13 protein-coding genes are annotated in these 17012 nt (G+C 51.2%); 1 reads left to right on the top strand and 12 read right to left on the bottom strand.

Annotation, left to right across the window (positions count from 1 at the left end; translation table 11 throughout):
* Window positions 1-25: 25 nt before the first annotated feature.
* The 8 genes from M1K58_RS22730 to iolD all read right to left on the bottom strand — a co-directional run bounded on the left by M1K58_RS22730 (window position 26) and on the right by iolD (window position 10827).
* On the bottom strand, window positions 26-1996 hold the full coding sequence (locus tag M1K58_RS22730) for an ABC transporter substrate-binding protein (protein ID WP_256761176.1): 1971 nt from the start codon (window positions 1994-1996) through the stop codon (window positions 26-28).
* Between the two features lie 463 nt (window positions 1997-2459).
* The gene (locus M1K58_RS22725; protein WP_256761175.1) at window positions 2460-3476 is read right to left on the bottom strand and encodes a LacI family DNA-binding transcriptional regulator; all 1017 of its coding nucleotides are present in this window, start codon (window positions 3474-3476) and stop codon (window positions 2460-2462) included.
* A 91-nt stretch (window positions 3477-3567) separates the two neighbouring features.
* Window positions 3568-4392, bottom strand: a complete 825-nt coding sequence (gene iolB / locus M1K58_RS22720; RefSeq protein ID WP_256761174.1) for a 5-deoxy-glucuronate isomerase — start codon at window positions 4390-4392, stop codon at window positions 3568-3570.
* Between the two features lie 4 nt (window positions 4393-4396).
* Window positions 4397-5455, bottom strand: a complete 1059-nt coding sequence (gene iolG / locus M1K58_RS22715) for an inositol 2-dehydrogenase (RefSeq protein ID WP_256761173.1) — start codon at window positions 5453-5455, stop codon at window positions 4397-4399.
* A 49-nt stretch (window positions 5456-5504) separates the two neighbouring features.
* Window positions 5505-6950, bottom strand: coding sequence for a CoA-acylating methylmalonate-semialdehyde dehydrogenase (locus M1K58_RS22710; protein WP_256761172.1), 1446 nt, complete (start codon window positions 6948-6950; stop codon window positions 5505-5507).
* Between the two features lie 43 nt (window positions 6951-6993).
* Window positions 6994-8022, bottom strand: coding sequence for a 5-dehydro-2-deoxygluconokinase (iolC, locus tag M1K58_RS22705; protein WP_256761171.1), 1029 nt, complete (start codon window positions 8020-8022; stop codon window positions 6994-6996).
* Entirely contained in the window at window positions 8019-8936 is a 918-nt protein-coding gene (gene iolE / locus M1K58_RS22700) for a myo-inosose-2 dehydratase (protein WP_256761170.1), read from the bottom strand. Before iolE ends, iolC begins: the two co-directional genes overlap by 4 nt.
* Window positions 8937-8961: 25 nt before the next feature.
* A complete protein-coding gene (iolD, locus tag M1K58_RS22695; protein ID WP_256761169.1) occupies window positions 8962-10827 on the bottom strand; it encodes a 3D-(3,5/4)-trihydroxycyclohexane-1,2-dione acylhydrolase (decyclizing) in 1866 nt (621 codons plus the stop codon).
* Window positions 10828-10978: 151 nt separating this feature from the next.
* Here iolD and M1K58_RS22690 point away from each other — a divergent pair, with 151 nt between their 5' ends.
* Complete coding sequence (locus M1K58_RS22690; protein WP_256761168.1) at window positions 10979-11659, top strand: hypothetical protein; 681 nt, start codon at window positions 10979-10981, stop codon at window positions 11657-11659.
* A gap of 75 nt (window positions 11660-11734) precedes the next feature.
* Here the strand turns inward: M1K58_RS22690 and xylF are convergent, their stop codons facing one another.
* From xylF to M1K58_RS22670, 4 genes are read right to left on the bottom strand one after another with little or no spacing between them, the layout of a single operon-like run.
* Window positions 11735-12844: a D-xylose ABC transporter substrate-binding protein gene (gene xylF, locus M1K58_RS22685; RefSeq protein ID WP_256761167.1), complete on the bottom strand. Its 1110-nt coding sequence runs from the start codon at window positions 12842-12844 to the stop codon at window positions 11735-11737.
* Window positions 12845-12881: 37 nt separating this feature from the next.
* Window positions 12882-14423 carry a response regulator gene (locus M1K58_RS22680; protein WP_256761166.1) on the bottom strand — a complete coding sequence of 514 codons (1542 nt, stop codon included), beginning with the start codon at window positions 14421-14423 and terminating at the stop codon, window positions 12882-12884.
* The gene (locus M1K58_RS22675; protein ID WP_256761269.1) at window positions 14398-15864 is read right to left on the bottom strand and encodes a sensor histidine kinase; all 1467 of its coding nucleotides are present in this window, start codon (window positions 15862-15864) and stop codon (window positions 14398-14400) included. The genes M1K58_RS22680 and M1K58_RS22675 overlap by 26 nt, the downstream gene beginning before the upstream one ends.
* A complete protein-coding gene (locus M1K58_RS22670) occupies window positions 15861-16838 on the bottom strand; it encodes a sugar ABC transporter substrate-binding protein (protein ID WP_256761165.1) in 978 nt (325 codons plus the stop codon). The genes M1K58_RS22675 and M1K58_RS22670 overlap by 4 nt, the downstream gene beginning before the upstream one ends.
* Window positions 16839-17012: the final 174 nt, after the last annotated feature.

Genomic DNA, 17012 nt, shown 5'->3' with positions numbered 1-17012 from the left:
CGCCCTTAATACCAGACTGATTGTCTTACTTGAGGAAAAATTGGGACGGATGAGCATGACCTACCGTGCGGTATTCATCAGCCCATACGAGGCCGGATGGAACATTGTGCAGTTTGTTCGACGCGACGAGCAGCATCGGCGTCGGGCCAGCGTAACCGATCACCCATTGGTTTTTCATATGAAGCTTGTAGATTTCGTTCGCAAGCTGATTGATCTCATCTTTACTCTTGCTTGCTTTGATCTTATCCCAGATTGCGAGAATTTCGGCGACATCGCCTTCCGGCTTCACGCCTTCCTTGCCTCCCGATTGGGTGTACAGACCGTAGTGACCGAACCAAGGTGTAATAATCCGAAGCGGTACTAGTGTATCCGGACGGAATGCTACGTTCGCAACCGAGATGACCTCGGTATGAATAGGCACTTCGTTCGCATACTTCAAGTCGAAGAGTGCGCCACCCTCTACCATTTTCACATTCATTTTCAGACCCATATCCTCAAAATATTTCCTGAGTAATTCAAGGAATGTGCTCTTGTTCGGATCCGATTCGTATACAGTCAGCGTCAGATCAGCACCATTAGCGAACATGCGGAAGTTGTTTTTATCGCGCTTCGTCAACCCGATTTCATCAAGCAGCTTGTTGGCTTTTTCCGTATCGAACTCCGCCCAATGCTGCGCCCAGCCTTCTTGATAGCCGATAACGCCTTCCGGAACGGAAGCTTGGATCGGCTCTGCCAGTCCATTCGTTACGATGTCTGAAACCTCTTGACGGTTAACTCCGATAGAGATTGCTTCTCTGAAACGAATATCTTGGAACAGCTTGTTCAGGTTCGGATCTTTCGTCGTTTGGTTCAATTGAATGCCCGCGCTGGACCAAGTTGGTTGCGTCCAAGGAATAACGCGGTAGTCGGCTCTTTTCTCATTCTCTTTTAGAACGGTGAAATTCGTCGTATCCATCGTAGCGAAGTTAAATTCACCCGACAGCGTACCAAGCAACGATTGGCTTGGATCTTGGATTTTGTTCTCCACAATGCGATCCAAGTAGGGAAGTTGATTGCCTTCGGAGTCCGTCTTCCAGTAGTACGGGTTACGCTCCATAATAAATTGGTCGCTGTTTGGATCGGTTTTCGCTACCCAAGCGGCAAGTGTCGGGATTTGCGGATGCAACCAGAAGTAGTAGCCTGTCTCGACCAAGAATTGCTTCGGATCCTCGTAGCCCCATTGCTTCGTAATCTCAAGCGTCTTCGCATCGCCAACAAATTCAGGCAAGATCGTCTTGTGGAAATGCGCTGGAGCGAAGAACCACTTGTTGTCGATGGCAACGCGCTCAAGGAACTGAACACTTGGATACTTGTGCGTCACCGTGAATGTATGGTCGTCGACTTTTTTCACTTCTGCCAACGCTTTGTCGCCCGTAACCGGATCGACCGAGTAGTATGCATCATAGATCTTCTTACCGAACGTTTCTTTCGTCAGCATGTGCTCCCAGTAGAACAGAACGTCGTCGGCCGTAAACGGCACGCCGTCGGACCATTTCATGCCTTCGCGTAGATGGATCGTGAATACCGTCGAATCCGCGTTGACTTCGTAGCCTTTGGCCACGTTCGGTTCAACCGCGTTACCTTCTTTATTGAAACGGAAGAGTGCTTCTTCGTTCATCATTCCGACGCCCCATTTGTCGGAAGGACCGTTCCATGCCATGTTCAAGTCGCCACCGTATTGACCGATTTCGTCAACGACATTTTCGACCATGACGTCGGATGCTGTAGGCAGACGTTGATCCAATGCAGGCAGCTTGCCTTCGGATACGAGCGACGCCAATATCGGCGCTTCCTTGGAAGCCGTTCCCGAGCTGGTAGCCACAGCCGTTTCCTGAGCGACTTTTGTAGGTTCCGGAGCTTTGGATGTGCTTGGTTTCGCAGCATTATTGCTGTCGCAGCCCGCGATGATGACTGCCATTGTTACAAGAAGTGCCAAGAAAATTCTGGTTTTTTTCATATTAACCCCTCCATGAATGTTTTAGCGCCTTGCCCTTCTTCTTTCGCAATACATCACAATTACGCATTCGCTCCGGCCTCACCTCCCTTAGTTATTTCATGTATTAAACCGGTTTAATTTATTCGTATTTAGGACGTCCGACACCTACTAGTTCAGCATAAGCCCCAATTATTAAACCGGTTTAATCGACATGTAAATTAAACAACAATTTTCGTAAACTCTGAGCTTTACGTTAAGCTATCTGATGATGTAAACGCTTTAAATTATCTTCTAAAAAGGGATCCGATTGCCCCGTCTCTTCGCATCAATCTGCGTTGAGAGGGGAGTTAGCGTTTGTATCGTACCCAAACGCATTCATTCATCGAATCTTAGGCGAGCTTCTCATGTTGTTGGGTAATGCTTGCAAATCAGCTGTGGGAAGTTCGGGCTGAACGCCCTCCTCCACGACATGTAAAGCGAATGCTTATTCCTTCGGCGATGGACCTGTCGATTCGCGAACGACCAGCTCGGGTTGCATGACGATTCTTTGCTTGATCTCGTCTCCGCCGCCTTCGGGGGTTGCGATAAGTAAACCAAATGCCAGCTTTACCATCTCATCCATCGGTTGCGAGATCGTCGTCAATGCCGGACTGACCACGGTCGACAATAGTGTATTATCGAAGCCGATAATCGATAATTGTTCGGGCACCCTTACCCCGTTTTCCTTAGCAGCCTGCAGCGCCCCGATGGCAAGAATGTCGTTACAGCAGAAGATGGCTGTCGGCCGACTGTCCGATTGCAGCAACAGCGATGCCGCTATCTTCCCATCCTTAATGCCCGAATGGCAAGGAAGGATTTGATCGTCGCTTATCGTCTTTCCTGCTTCGAACAGCGCAAACCTGAATCCTCTCACCCGTTCGACGCTGCTGCTGACATTGGCGTTCTCGGACAAGATCGCCATTCTCTCGTGACCGTGCTGCAGCATATGACCCGCGGCGAGAGAGCCGCCCTTGAAGTCGTCCGTCAGCACGCTGTGAACGGAAATCTCAGAGGTTTCGCGGGCGATCATGACGATTGGAACCGATTTCTCCGACAATTGCGTCAGAATGTCTGCGTTATCGACACCCGTACCGATCAGGATGCCGTCTACGCTTTTCTGCTCCAGCAGGTGAATATATTTCTCGACGCGTTCGTCCTTGTTATCCGTGCTGCACACGATGACGCTGTACCCTTCGGAATGAGCCAAATCTTCAACCGAACGGGCTATCTCCGAGAAAAACGGGTTGGATACATCCGGTATAAGTAGGCCGAGCGTGTAAGTCTTCTTCCCCATTAAGGCGGAGGCGATCACGCTGGGCTTATACTGCAAGCGCTCCATGACCTTAAAAATTTCTTCCCGCTTCTTCTTTCCGACGTTGCCTTTGTCATTGATGACATTGGAGACGGTCGCGATGGACACTCCCGCTTCCTTGGCCACGTCGTATATTGTCGTCGCTTTCATATGCAACCTCATTCATAATCGGTTAGACGGGAGTAAAACTCTGGCGTCCTCTATTGGGCTATTATCCGATTATTCGAATCCCTTTGCAATATCAATCTTTAGCTATGTTTCCGGGGCTTGCGAGCCACTCGTGATCTGGATCGTTCCGAATTTTCCAGACGCGGCTCGGACCCGCCATGACGTTTAAATAATAGACTTCGTAGCCAGGTGGAGCCGACACGGGATGATAGCCTTTCGGCACAAGCACCGTTTCGCCGTCTTTGACCGCAAGCGTCTCGTCGAGCGAGCCATCGTCCGTATACACCCGCTGAATGGCAAAGCCTTGCTCTGGGGATATGCGGTAATAATACGTTTCTTCCAGTAGCGACTCTTCTGGCAGCACGTCCCTGTCGTGCTTGTGCGGAGGATAGCTGGACCAATGACCGGCCGGGGTAAACACCTCGACGACGAGCAAGCTGTCCGCAGGTTGCTCCTCCGGTAAAATATGATGGATGAATCGCTGGGTACTCCCCTGCCCTCTCACCTCGACACCAACGTCGGCCGGTTCGATCAGGCGTGCGGGATAATTGCCACGACCAGGAGCTTCGGCTATCGCCAATTCAACCTCGGTCAAAGCCTCAACCTCGAATCGATCCTCATTCGGAACGTAGACGGAGTAGGGCGGAATTTGCTCAAAAACGCTCATTCTTTGCCCAATCGCTTCCCATGTATTCCGAGTTGTCGAGACGTTTGCTTTACCTCCGAGAAGAACGAGGCAGAACTCGCGATCCCCGGTAATCCGATTTAGCTTCTCGCCGGGCTTCATCCGGTGAATCGCGAACCCGACATAAGACCAACCCGCCGATTCCGGCGTCACCGACAGCACGGGAAGCTCTCCGGACGACTCCTTCTCTGGACTTACGATTAATCGTGGCACAGTCTCACCTCCCTTCAGTCTGACGTTCAGCAAGCTCATCTTCATTCCGATCATCCAGTTCCGTCAGCTTGACGACCCGACGCTCGTGCAACGAACGCTTGGCAGCCCAGGCGATTTTCTCCGCCTGCCACCCGTCTTCTCCACTGACTGGAACGGCACTTCCGTTCAACACGCAATCGATGAATTGTTCGGTCTCAAGAACGTAAGCCGCGTTATATCTTTCTAAGAAGAAGTGAGGCGGCTTATCCCTCCAGATACCATCTTCGGTGCTGAGTACTGCTGTATTCGGATAATCGTTGTCTGCCGTCGCCACCCCTTTGGAGCCAAACGCCTCGGCGCGCTGATCATAGCCGTATACCGCCTTGCGGCTGCAGTCGATGACACCGAACGCTCCGTTCGTGAAACGCAGAGTCACAATCGCCGTATCGATGTCGTCGTATCTCGCGAACGCCGGATCGACAAGAACGCCTCCTTGCGCGAATACCTCCTCGACCTCACTTCCGGACAAATAACGGGCCATATCAAAGTCGTGGATCATCATATCCATGAAGATGCCCCCGGACACTTCGATGTAGTCTTCGGGCGGCGGGATCGGATCTCTCGATGTAATCTTGATCAATTGCACCTCGCCGATCGCTCCCGCTTCCACATGCCCGCGCACTCTTCTAAAGTTATGATCAAATCTGCGGTTAAAGCCGACTTGCAGCTGTACGCCTGCGCGGCGGACTTCCTCCAGCGCCTCTTCCGTCTGCCGAATATCCATGCTGATCGGTTTCTCGCAGAAAATATGTTTGCCCTTCCGAGCCGCCTGCTTGATCAGAGGGACGTGACTGTCCGTGGACGAACAGATGAACACCACGTCGATATCCGGATTGTTGATGATGTCCTCGCTGTCGTTGGTCACGACCGGGATTCCTCTTGCATTCGCCCAATCGACCAATTCATCGTCCGCGAATAGATCGCCGATCGCGACGATTTCCGCCTGCGGATGTCTTCTCAAATTGTCGGCATGGATTTTCCCAATTCTCCCCGCGCCGATTATGCCGATCCTCACTTTATTCATGTCGTTCCTCCAGCCTGATTCTACTTCTGCAAATGCTTCTTCTTTGTCATTACCAACGAGCGGTTACCATTTTTTTGCGGGTATAGAACTCAACGCCGTCCGTGCCGTTCGCATGCAAATCTCCGTAAAATGATTTCTTATACCCGGAGAAAGGGAAAAACGCCATTGGTGCGGGTACGCCTAGATTAATCCCCAACATGCCCGCGTCGATCGTCTCACGGAATTGCCTCATGCTAGCACCGCTAGCGGTGAACAGGCAGGCGCCGTTGGCGAATTCCGAGCGGTTCGTTACGACGATAGCTTCTTCCAACGTATCGACTCTCATCACGGAAAGCACTGGTGCGAATATTTCGTCTTTCCCGATTGCCATTCGGCTTTCCACCCGGTCGAAGATCGTTGGGCCGAGGAAATAGCCCTCTCCCAACGCGGCAGCGTCTTGGCGCCCGTCTCTCACGAGAACGCCACCCTCGGCAACGCCGCTCTCAATGTAGCGAACCGTTCTATCCTTATGCGACTCCCGGATGACAGGTCCAAGAAACGTTCCTTCCTCCAATCCGTTACCAATGGCGATTCGATCTGCAGCGGCGGATAACCGTGCGACAAGCTCATCGCCTACATCCCCGACGGCGACTACGACGGCGCAAGCCATACAGCGCTCGCCTGCGGAGCCGAATGCTGCGTTTACAATTTCCTTGACCGTGAGATCCAGGTCCGCGTCGGGCATAACGATGGAGTGGTTTTTGGCCCCCGCCAACGCTTGAACGCGTTTGCCGTGCGCCGCTCCCGTCGTATACACGTATTCCGCAACCGGCTGAGAGCCGACGAAGGAAATCGCCTTAACATCCGGGTGCTTCAGAATACCGTTCACGACGTCATGCGCACCATGCACGATATTCAGTACCCCTGCTGGCAAGCCCGCTTCATGGAACAACTCCGCTAACCTATTCGCAAGCAAGGGTGTCCGCTCGGAAGGCTTAAGCACAAACGCATTACCGCATGCGATTGCCAGCGGAAACATCCAGCACGGCACCATCATCGGGAAGTTAAAAGGCGTAATCCCTCCGACAACGCCAAGGGGATAACGATACATGCCGGATTCCAGATTCGAAGCGATATCCGGTAGTTGCTTGCCCATCATCAGCGTCGGAGCACCTGCGGCGAACTCGACGCATTCAATGCCGCGCAGCACTTCCCCGTGCGCTTCCCCGAGGCTTTTACCGTTCTCCAGCGTAATGAGTCGGGCAAGTTCCTCCCAGTGATCTACGAGCAGTTGCTGATATTTGAATAGCACTCGAGCGCGGCGCGGAACGGGCGTCTTACTCCAAGAAGCGAAAGCTTGGCTTGCCACGGCAACCGCCCTATCGACGTCCTCCTGCGTAGACAGCGGAATTTGGGCCAATACTTCTTCCGTTGCAGGATTGTACACGTTCTCTGTAAATTCGGTCGAAGAAGCGACCCATTCTCCGCCGATCCAATTTTTAAGCGTTGCGGTCATTGCGTATGTCCACTCCGTTTCCTATGAGACTTGATGCCAGATTTCAGTTAGCCGTAATTTCTCCTCGCTCGCAGCGCTCCATGTAATGTTCCACTTGATCTGCTGTAGGCATTGCATCCGAGCAGCTATGACTGGAGATGACTATGCTAGCGGCTGCGCTGCCGAACGCCATGCTCTTCACTACCGACCAGCCGGACATCAGGCCGTGGATGAATCCTGCGGCATAAGAATCGCCCGCTCCGAAAGTTTTAACGACTTTAGCAGGGTACGACTTAGCCCGATGCTCCTGTCCGTCTTCCGTGTAAGCGATCGAGCCTTCTTTGCCATGCTTGATAATAACGAGCTTCGCTGCATGGCTGAACCACTTGGAGGCTGTGTACCGATCGCTTCGCTCCGGATTCTGCTCAAATTTCTCCATGGCATCGAATTCTTCTCTCGTACCGATTATAATATTGCTTTTCTCCGCGGCCAGATTGTAGTAGATCGCCGTCTCTTCGGATGATACCCACGTGTACGGCCGATAGTCGATGTCGAAAATAACCGTCGTGCCATGCTTGCGGGCGTAGTCCAGCGCGACGAACACCGCTTCCCGCGAAGGGCTCGCCGCAAGCGCCGTGCCTGAGATCAGCAGTGCTTGACTCGCGGCGATCAGTTCCTCTTTCACTTCTAGCGGACTGAGCTTCAGATCGGCGACGTTATCCCGGTACATCAGAATGCTGCACTCGGAAGGACTCTTAATCTCCGTGAACGCAAGCCCAGTAACCGCCCCCGTCCGATCTGTCACAACGTTGCCGTCGTCGATGCCGTTGCTGTGCAAATAATCGCGGATGAAACGTCCCATCTGATCGTCGGCGATTTTGCCGATGAAGGCGATGCTTCGACCGAGCCGGCTCATGCCGATCGCGATGTTCGCGGGCGAGCCGCCGACATACTTCGTGAACGTTGTCGTCTGTTCCATCGGACGATTGATCTCGTTTGCATTCAAGTCGATGCACAATCTTCCGATCGCAGTAAAATCGAACTTTCTCCCGGTCGGGAATATCGATGCTTTCGAGGACGTAGATACAGTCATGCGCGTTCTCCTTCTTGCTCCGGGAGCAACGAACTTAAGTAGTCAAGCGCCCGGGCCGCATAATCTCGTGCCGGATGCTCTGCCGGATCTTGCTCGCCTTCGAGCAGCGCCCAGCCGTTATACCCTCGGTCGATGAGTTCCTGCACGATAGGCCGAAAATCGATGTGGCCGTCTCCAGGAACGGTGAACACACCATTCCGGATACAAGTCACGAAATCCGATCCTTCGGCTTTCGCTTGCTCCAGCTTCGCTTCCCTTACGTCCTTAAGGTGAACGTAGGCGATACGATCGTAATGCTTCCGAAGCAACGTTAACGGATCGGCTCCGCCATACAGCGCATGTCCCGTGTCGAACAGCAGGTACACCACTTCCGGATCGGTCAGCTCCATCAGCTTGTCGATCTCCGCCGGACTCTCGACGACTGTACCGCCATGATGATGATAGGTGAGCTTCAATCCGTATTCCTTAGCGATGCATCCGGCCGCATTCAGCCCTTCGACCAGAGAGGTCCAGCCCTCTTCATCCAGTGGAATGATTTCCCGTTCGAGCGGCGTACGACGCGGATCAAAGTGCAACGAACCGCCTACCTCGCATGTGCTGATTACCTTGCTGCCCATTTCCTGCAGAAACCTCGCATGCTGCCTGAAAGCTTCCAGCTCTTGCTCTCGGTAAGTTGGATCGGAGAACAATACGGATTTCCATTGGGAGACGAGCTGAATGTTGCGCTTCGCCAGCTCCCGCTTCAACAAGACGATGTCAGCTGGAAACTTCCTCCCCATCTCGGTTCCTGTCAGTCCGAGCGACTGAATATCGTCCATAATTCGTTCGTACGTCGTGTCGTCCCCATGCTCCTTCACATCTTCTCCGACCCAATTGATCGGATGGACGCCTAGGCGAAAAGGAAACAAAGCCATCGTGTCTTCCTCCCAAGCCATATATTTAGTAAGCTTTCGCTTGTTGAATGCGTTCGTTCATCTGTTCATGCGCCAGCGTCACTTTGTCGCTCGTCGACACAGCTGGCACGCCGACGTTCCACCACGACTCATAACCGTCCGTATTCGTTCCCGGTAGTACGGATATCTCAATCAATGTTGTCCGTTTCTCGTTTTTCGCCAGACGCAGTGCTTCTCGCAGTTCCTCAGCGGTACCCGCCTTATAGGAAGCAGCCCCTAGGCTACGGGCATGAGCGGCGAAATCAATCTGCAACGGAACTCCGGTATAGCGACCCGTGTCCGATTCGCGATAGCGGAATTCGTTGCCGAAGCCGTCGCTACCGTTCCCTCGCTGCAAGTTGTGAATGCACTGGAAGCCGTGGTTATCGAACAGCAGCACCGTCATCTTCCTTCTTTCCTGCAAGCTCGTGATGAGCTCGGAATGAAGCATTAAGTAGCTACCGTCGCCCGCAAACGCATACACATCGCGCCGCGGTTCCGCGAGCGCAACGCCAAACGCGCCGCTGACCTCGTAGCCCATGCAGGAAAAGCCGTATTCGAGATGATAGCCTCTAGGCTGTCCAACTCGCCATAACCGTTGGAGATCGCCCGGAAGGCTTCCGGCGGCGCAAACGATGACTGCCTCTTCTCCGATTGTCTCGTTGATAATGCCGAGCGCGCGCGTCTGTGCCAATCCGTCTTCACGTTCAAGCGCGTAAAGCCGATCAACCTCTTGATCCCACTCAGCCTTCAGCTTCGCAATCTCTCCGTCGCCATAGGCCGTCGTATATCCAGCTTGTTCTAGCTTCTCGCCCAACAATCGAATCGTCTCGCGTGCATCGCCGCAAAGAGAAATCCCCTCAAGCTTGCCGGCATCCGCCCTGTTGACGTTAATATTAATGAATAGTGCGCCCTCTTGGAGGAAAGCGGACTTGGAAGCCGTCGTGAAATCGGAGTACCGAGTGCCGATACCGATGATCAAATCCGCTTCCTTGGCTAATCGGTTCGCGGCGAGACCGCCGGTCACCCCGATGCCTCCTACATTAAGAGGATGATCCCAGCGCATCGCCCCTTTGCCGGCTTGCGTCTCGGCAACCGGAACACCAAGCTTCTCGGCGAAAGCCGCCAGCTCCGCATTCGCTCCGGAATACTGAACGCCTCCCCCGGCAATGATCAGCGGTCTGCGCTTCGCTTTCGCGGCTTCGACCGCTCTACCCAACGCTTCGGCCGAAGGCAATTGTCGTTCAAGGACGAACACTCGCTTCTTAAAGAAGTCTAAAGGGTAATCGTAGGCTTCCGCCTGTACGTCCTGAGGGAGGGCAAGCGTTACCGCTCCCGTCTCTGCCGAGTCCGTCAGCACCCGCATCGCATTCAGCGCCGCACTCATAAGCTGTTCCGGTCTGACGATTCGATCCCAATACTTGCTCACCGGCTTAAAACAATCCGTAGCCGCAATCGTATAATCGTGACCCGCCTCGAGCTGTTGTAGCACCGGGTCCGGCTGCCTTGAGGCGAAGTTATCTCCGGGAAGCAGCAGCAGCGGAATGCGATTGACCGTCGCCGTTCCAGCCGCGGTCACCATATTCAACGCTCCCGGGCCGATCGACGACGTACAAGCGTAAATTTGCGTTCGACGCTTCTGCTTTGCGAAAGCGATGGCCGCATGGGTCATCCCTTGCTCGTTCTTGCCTTGCACGAAAGTCAGACCGCCGGGGCTTCTCTCAAGCGCCTCGCCGATGCCAGTCACATTGCCATGGCCGAAGATGCCCATCACCCCAGCGACGAATTTCGTCTCTATACCTTCTACAGATACATATTGATTGTCCAGAAACTTTACTAAAGCTTGCGCCATTGTTAACCGGATCGTATTCATGAGGTCCTCCTTGTTAAACATTAAGCGCTTAAATGTACAACGCTTTCATTTTACTAAAAAGTATTATATATTAATAAGTGAAGCGCTTAATTAATTTTTACTATATAATCGAATGAAAAGCAATCATTATTTATTTAGGAGGAGTTTGACGATGCAACAACCCGCCTCAAGCCCGCATTTGGAAGCCGCTTTCCGCTACGCTCCCGATCTCTACTTTGACGTAAGAGAGCCGTTCAAGCCGATTCGCGTTGGGATCACCGTGTTTGAAGAAACGGCATCTTCCCTCTCGTTCGACCGTACCATTAAAATCGATCCTGATCGCGTCGCTATGGCCATCGAATACGCGATCTATTGGGATTACGACATTCAGCATCTGTACGAGCTTGAGCATGTATGGGTGTACATTGGACATGAGGGAGAGGTTGTCCATTGCGAGTGTAGCTATCATGGACACTATCTCGTCGGGCTGCTCCGGGATCGAAGCAATGTAACCAATGAGGGGCGCGTCAAGCTATTCTCCCAGCCTGGGAAACATGCGATGTCGCCTATAGCTGAGCTATTCCATCTGCTACCCAACGTGGAATCTTGCTGTATGGAAGAAGCCGGCAAGGACGGCCTCCTAGAGCCTGAGATGTTCCGAGGGGAAATTAAAACCGGAGAAGACGACGATAGGCTTTCCGAACTCTGTTTGAAGCAATACTGCTTTAAGCCTTCCTTCGAATACGAGCGGCTTGAGTGGGACCCGGAAATTTTCGTCTCATGGGGGCAACTGAGAGAGGAAATCCCGGTTCGTCTTCGAGCTCTTCTCTCGTCGTTGGCGGATACGCTATAAGGCCGTTAAGCGCACAAAAGACTGTCGTATAAAGTCTGAATCGACCTTCTACGACAGTCTCTTATTTTAGTCCTTCTATTTCTCCACGTTCTTATACACGTCTTCCCTCGAATGGAAGCCATCCGCGATTATTGTCTCGTCGATATTGAACTTATCGACGGCGATCGGTAAGAGGAGCACCGATGGCACTTCGATTTTCCCATTGTTCACTTTTCTGTCTGTGCCAGCGTTCTCTCCCTTAGCCAGCTTGACCGCAAGCTCAGCCGCTTTCTCGGCGAGTGCCTTAATCGGCTTGTATACGGTCATCGTCTGCGTACCTTCGACGATTCGTTGCGCCGCCGCAAGCTCCGCATCTTGCCCAGCAACTGGAATCTTACCTGCGAGTCCTTGCGCCGTAAGTGCCTGAATGACGCCCCCCGCTGTCGCATCATTCGCGGCAATGACTGCATCAACCCGATTATCGTTTGCACTTAACGCAGCTTTCATATTCGCTAATGCGTTAACGGGCGTCCAGTCCTTAGCCCACTGGTCGTATACAACCCGGATGTCCCCTTTATCGATCATCGGCTGAATGATATTGAATACACCCTTTTTGAATAGGTGGGCGTTGTTATCCGTATCTGCCCCCCCAATATATACGTATTTGCCTCTGGGCACCAATTTCGTGATCGCTTCCGCTTGCAGCTCCCCCACCTTCTCATTGTCGAAGGAAACGTACAAATCGATGTCTGCGTTTTTGATCAAACGATCGTAGGCGACTACCTTAATCCCGACCGAATGAGCCTTCTTGACAATGACCGCGGTCGCCTCAGCGTTATGGGGAACAACAACGAGGATGTCAATGCCTTGCCCAATCAAGGTTTCAGCTTGCGAGATTTGCTTCGCATCATCCCCGTTAGCCGCCATAATAATCACTTCCGCGCCCAACGCTTCCACTGCCGCTTTGAATAGATCCTTGTCCTTTAGCCAACGCTCCTCCAATAACGTGTCCATGGAGAAGCCGATTTTGATCTTATCACCGACCGGTGCGAGACCACCACCTGAATCGGATTGAAGCGACGAGTTAGCTGACATTATGGGCTCCTGGGTACTCTTTAGCTCTCCATTGCCGTTACAGGCAGAGACAACACAGATCAACGCCAGAGCAAGCACGATATGCTTAAGTTGCATAAAGCTCCGTTTCATTGGCTTAGCCTCCTTATCAGCTGAGTAGGATCAACCGTCAACCTTTCTTGCCAAGGAGCGTCTTCCTGTACTCCGTTGGTGAGGCATCACACATTTTTTTGAACACCTTGCTGAAATAGTTAGGATCGTTGTAGCCGACCTCGTATGTAATTTCTTTCAAGCTTTTTTCTGGATCGCCCATCAATTTAATGGCCTTTTCGATGCGGCATTCCGTTAGAAAGTCGATATAATTGACTCCGATTTGCTCTTTGAACATTTTACTGATGTAGAACGGGCTTAAGCTCACTTTCTTCCCTATCGCTTCTAGTGTAATATCCTCGTGCGAATGCTCGATAATATAATGCTTAATTTGCTGAATTGTATCAGGTTCAAGCCGATCATTATGCTCCATGTACGACTGTCGCATTTGGTCGAGCAGGAAGCTCGATTCAGCACGTAGCTGCCGGTAATCCTGTGCTTGAAAGGAATATAGCGGAGTATCTGTCTCGAAGCCCATTTCGATAAGCACCCGCGTAGCAATCCAAAGCAGCTCCAATACACGTTGCTGCGTCTGAAGCAGATCTGCACCTTCATTCTCGTATAACCGAATGAAATCCATGACGTCCGAACGGACTTGCTCCCATTGCCCAAGCCGGATTTGATCAAAAAACTGCTTTTCTCTCTGTTTCGCCAGATGCCCATCACGCGTAACCCCCAGCACGGGCGTATCCTCATAGAAACGGTGTTTGACGGGTAGGGATGAATCCATACTAGCAATTAGCGCTTCTTGATAGGATTGGCGGATTTGATCTAACGAACCGCACGCGTTCCCGATTCCAACGAACCAGCCTGAACCAACTTCGGACTTCGCAACAGAGAGAAGCTCGCGCGCGAGATTAACGGCTTGAGCACGGAAGGTTCTGTCCGGATCGCGGAATACGATGATTGGAATTTGACGGCCGTACAAAGCGCCCACCCACCCGCTTCCTGTTTGCCTGACCTTCTCCTTGATCGCGGAATAGAAGCTCTCTGAGCCCGGCGGCAGCAAGACGATCATCGCAAACTTCTCGTTCGTCGTTCGAATGCCCAGCAGTCCGACGAGCTCGTCCAAATGCACTTCATGCACATGATCGAACAACAATTGCGTAACGACATCCATTTCGACAAGTGGCAATGCCTTTTGCAGCACTTCTTGCTGCACTCTGCTCTTCTCAATCGTGCTCCGTTCTTCCTCAATATGCTTGAGTACTTTTCCGACCGTCGCCACAATTTCGCCGGCTTTGCTCGGCTTCAGTATATAATCCTTCACACCAAGCTTGATCGCCAGACGTGCGTATTCAAACGTATCGAATGCCGTAACCATGACGAACTTGATACTAGGATTATCCGCGTTGATTCGTTCGATCGCTTCAAGCCCGTTCATCCCAGGCATTTTGATATCCATTAGAATCAAATCAGGCTGAAACTCTTCCGCCATCTTCACAGCAATTTTACCGTTATTCGCTTGTGCGATGACGACCTCAGGAAATCCTTTATGCAAAATCGCCTGGAGGCCTTCCCGCTCGATCTGTTCGTCATCCACGATCAGGAGCTTTATCATACTTCTCGCTCCCCCTTATTTTCGGTATTTTTAATATGACCTTGGTGCCGCGCCCCGAACCACTTTCAATCCCGATCACGTCCTCAAGGCCGTAAAAGAGGCGGAGTCGCCTGACGACGTTACTAAAGCCAATCCCAGTCGAATGTCCTTCCGTTTCGACGAGATGCTCCTCCAGTATTTGCTTGATTTTGAGCTCCGTCATACCAGGCCCATCGTCCTCGAATTCAATCGTTACCCATTCGCCACTATCGACAATGCGGAACCAGATCGCTCCCCCATTCTCCTCAGGCTCAACAGCATGGATAACAGCATTCTCAACAATCGGCTGCAGCGTTAGACCGGGTATTTGCACATGCAAGCAGGCTTCGTCGATTTCTGAATAAAATTGAAGACGCTCTGTAAAGCGAGCTCTTTGAATTTCAATGTATTGTCGCAGCACCTTAACTTCCTCGTAAAGGGTCACGGATCTATCCAATCGCTTTAAGTTATAACGCAACAAGTCCGCTACACTAACTAGAAGATCGCTCGTTTCTTCGGAGCCTTCCAAATAAGCCTTCTTGGAAAGCGTATTGAGTGTATTAAAAAGAAAATGAGGATTAATCTGGCTTTGCAGGCTGCGAAGCTGGCTTTCCTGTAGCAGTAGCTTGTTCTGCTGCAGTTCTTTCTCGAGCTGTGCCTTCTGCTGGATTTCCGAAATCAGGTTATTAATATTAATACGCATACGATCAAACATCTTCGCAAGAAAGGAGATTTCGTCATTCGACTCTACCTCTATCTGCAGATCAAATCGACCTCGGGACAACTCCTTGGCAGCTTGAGTTAACTTCAGAATCGGTCTTGTGATACTTAGCGAGAACCAGTACGTGAACAGCAGGAGTAGAGAAGTTATGAGCAGCAACAGCCATACCCCAAGCTTCTTTAATTCCGCGGATTGCTCGATAATGCCGCGATAGAAGCGATCGTACGTCTTCAGATCTGTGTCGAGTAGGGTCAGCGTCATATCGGAGATGTACTTGGAAATGCGTGTAGCCTCCGTGAAGGTTTTCGCGGAATCCTCGGTTTCTTTCTCCGATTGGAGCATGAGCGAACGGTCCGTCGTTTCAACAAGACTGTCGATCAAATTCATATAGTTGGTCAAAGTGAAATCGTTCTCCGTATTCCTCAAATCGATAACCTCGATTTTCGCTTTACGGGTTTTCTCCTTGCTCAGGTTTAGCTGATCTAGATTGTCTTCGGTCGGAGTGAGCAAATAGTTGTACAGCGCTGTAGTTGTCTGCTGGCTCGCGCTAGTTACTTCATTCAATCGTAAATACCGTTGTAAAATATCATTGTATTGATTTTGAGTTTTCTGGTTGTAATAGGTGAGCGTGGTCCAAATCGCTACCATGATGAACAAGACGACGGCGGCTAATGTCCATATTTTCTTCTGGATACTGTTCATCGCGCTTCCGTCGCCTTTAACATCCGGATATCGGTGAGGTAGCCGTCCGTATCGAGAGGGACCGTCTCTCCACTTAGCCATTTAATCATAAGATTCACGCTGATCCTCCCCATCGTCTCGGGGGATTGCTCGATCATCCCATCGAGCTTTCCTTGCTTGAGCAACGACAGCGTTTCAGGGCTGTCGTCGAACGAATAAATATGGTAAGGCTCAACTTGAGAGCGCTTACCGATTTCTTGAATCATGGCCCCTGTAATATTCGCATTGACCGCAATAAATGCATCCACTTCAGGTAACCGGTTCATCAGATCCTTAGTAGTAGCCATTACTTGCTCACTCGTGTCCAGTGTTTCCGCATATTCCATATGGACTTTCGGGTACTGCTTCAGGACGTCATGAATGCCATTCATTCTCTGCTGCTGATAATCCTCTTGACGACTGTCGCCCATGAGGATGACCGTACCTTCTGTTCCCATATCGGACAGTAACTGTTTGGCGATCATTTGACCGGCCATAAACTGATCGGAACCGACATAGGTTCTTCTAAGGCTTTCCGCCATCGGCACGTCATTTGCCACGGTGATAATAGGGATACCATAGAATGCCGCTTTAATCTTCGTCAAGTTTTTGAACTCATCTGAATCCAATCCCTGTACGATAATTCCGTCTACTTTGGAATCAATTGCAATTTCGATCTTCTTCAAAAAATCTTCTTGGTTTTTGCTGTAGCTTCCCCAAACCTGGATGCTTGCACCTGCCCGTTGCGCCTCCTCAAGTGCACCGCTGCCGACCTTGTCCCAGAATGAAGTTCCCAGCTCTTGAGTGATCAGAACTAGGCGGTACTTCGCCTGCTTATGATCAGAAGTCTGGGGCATCTGCCAATCAGAGCGAAATACTTTGTCAGCTGTAACAAATGTAAAATAAAAAAGGACGACGCATACGACTCCCAATACGAGAATAACCGTTTTTCGCAAGAGGACTGTCTCCTATTCCCTATTAGACTGATACCATCATATCATCTGCCAACAAATGAGCAATAGATTCATAAACTCACAAAATTGGAATGAAAGACTTCAAATGCAGAAGCTGTCCATATATTCATCTTCCGATGACGATAGGGACAGCTCCTGTCATTCTATTATACCTAC

This window comes from Cohnella sp. WQ 127256, assembly GCF_024519285.1.
Classification (GTDB): Bacteria; Bacillota; Bacilli; order Paenibacillales; family Paenibacillaceae; genus Cohnella.
The sequence above is the reverse complement of the archived record's forward strand: the minus strand, read 5'-3'. Positions and strand labels throughout refer to the sequence as shown.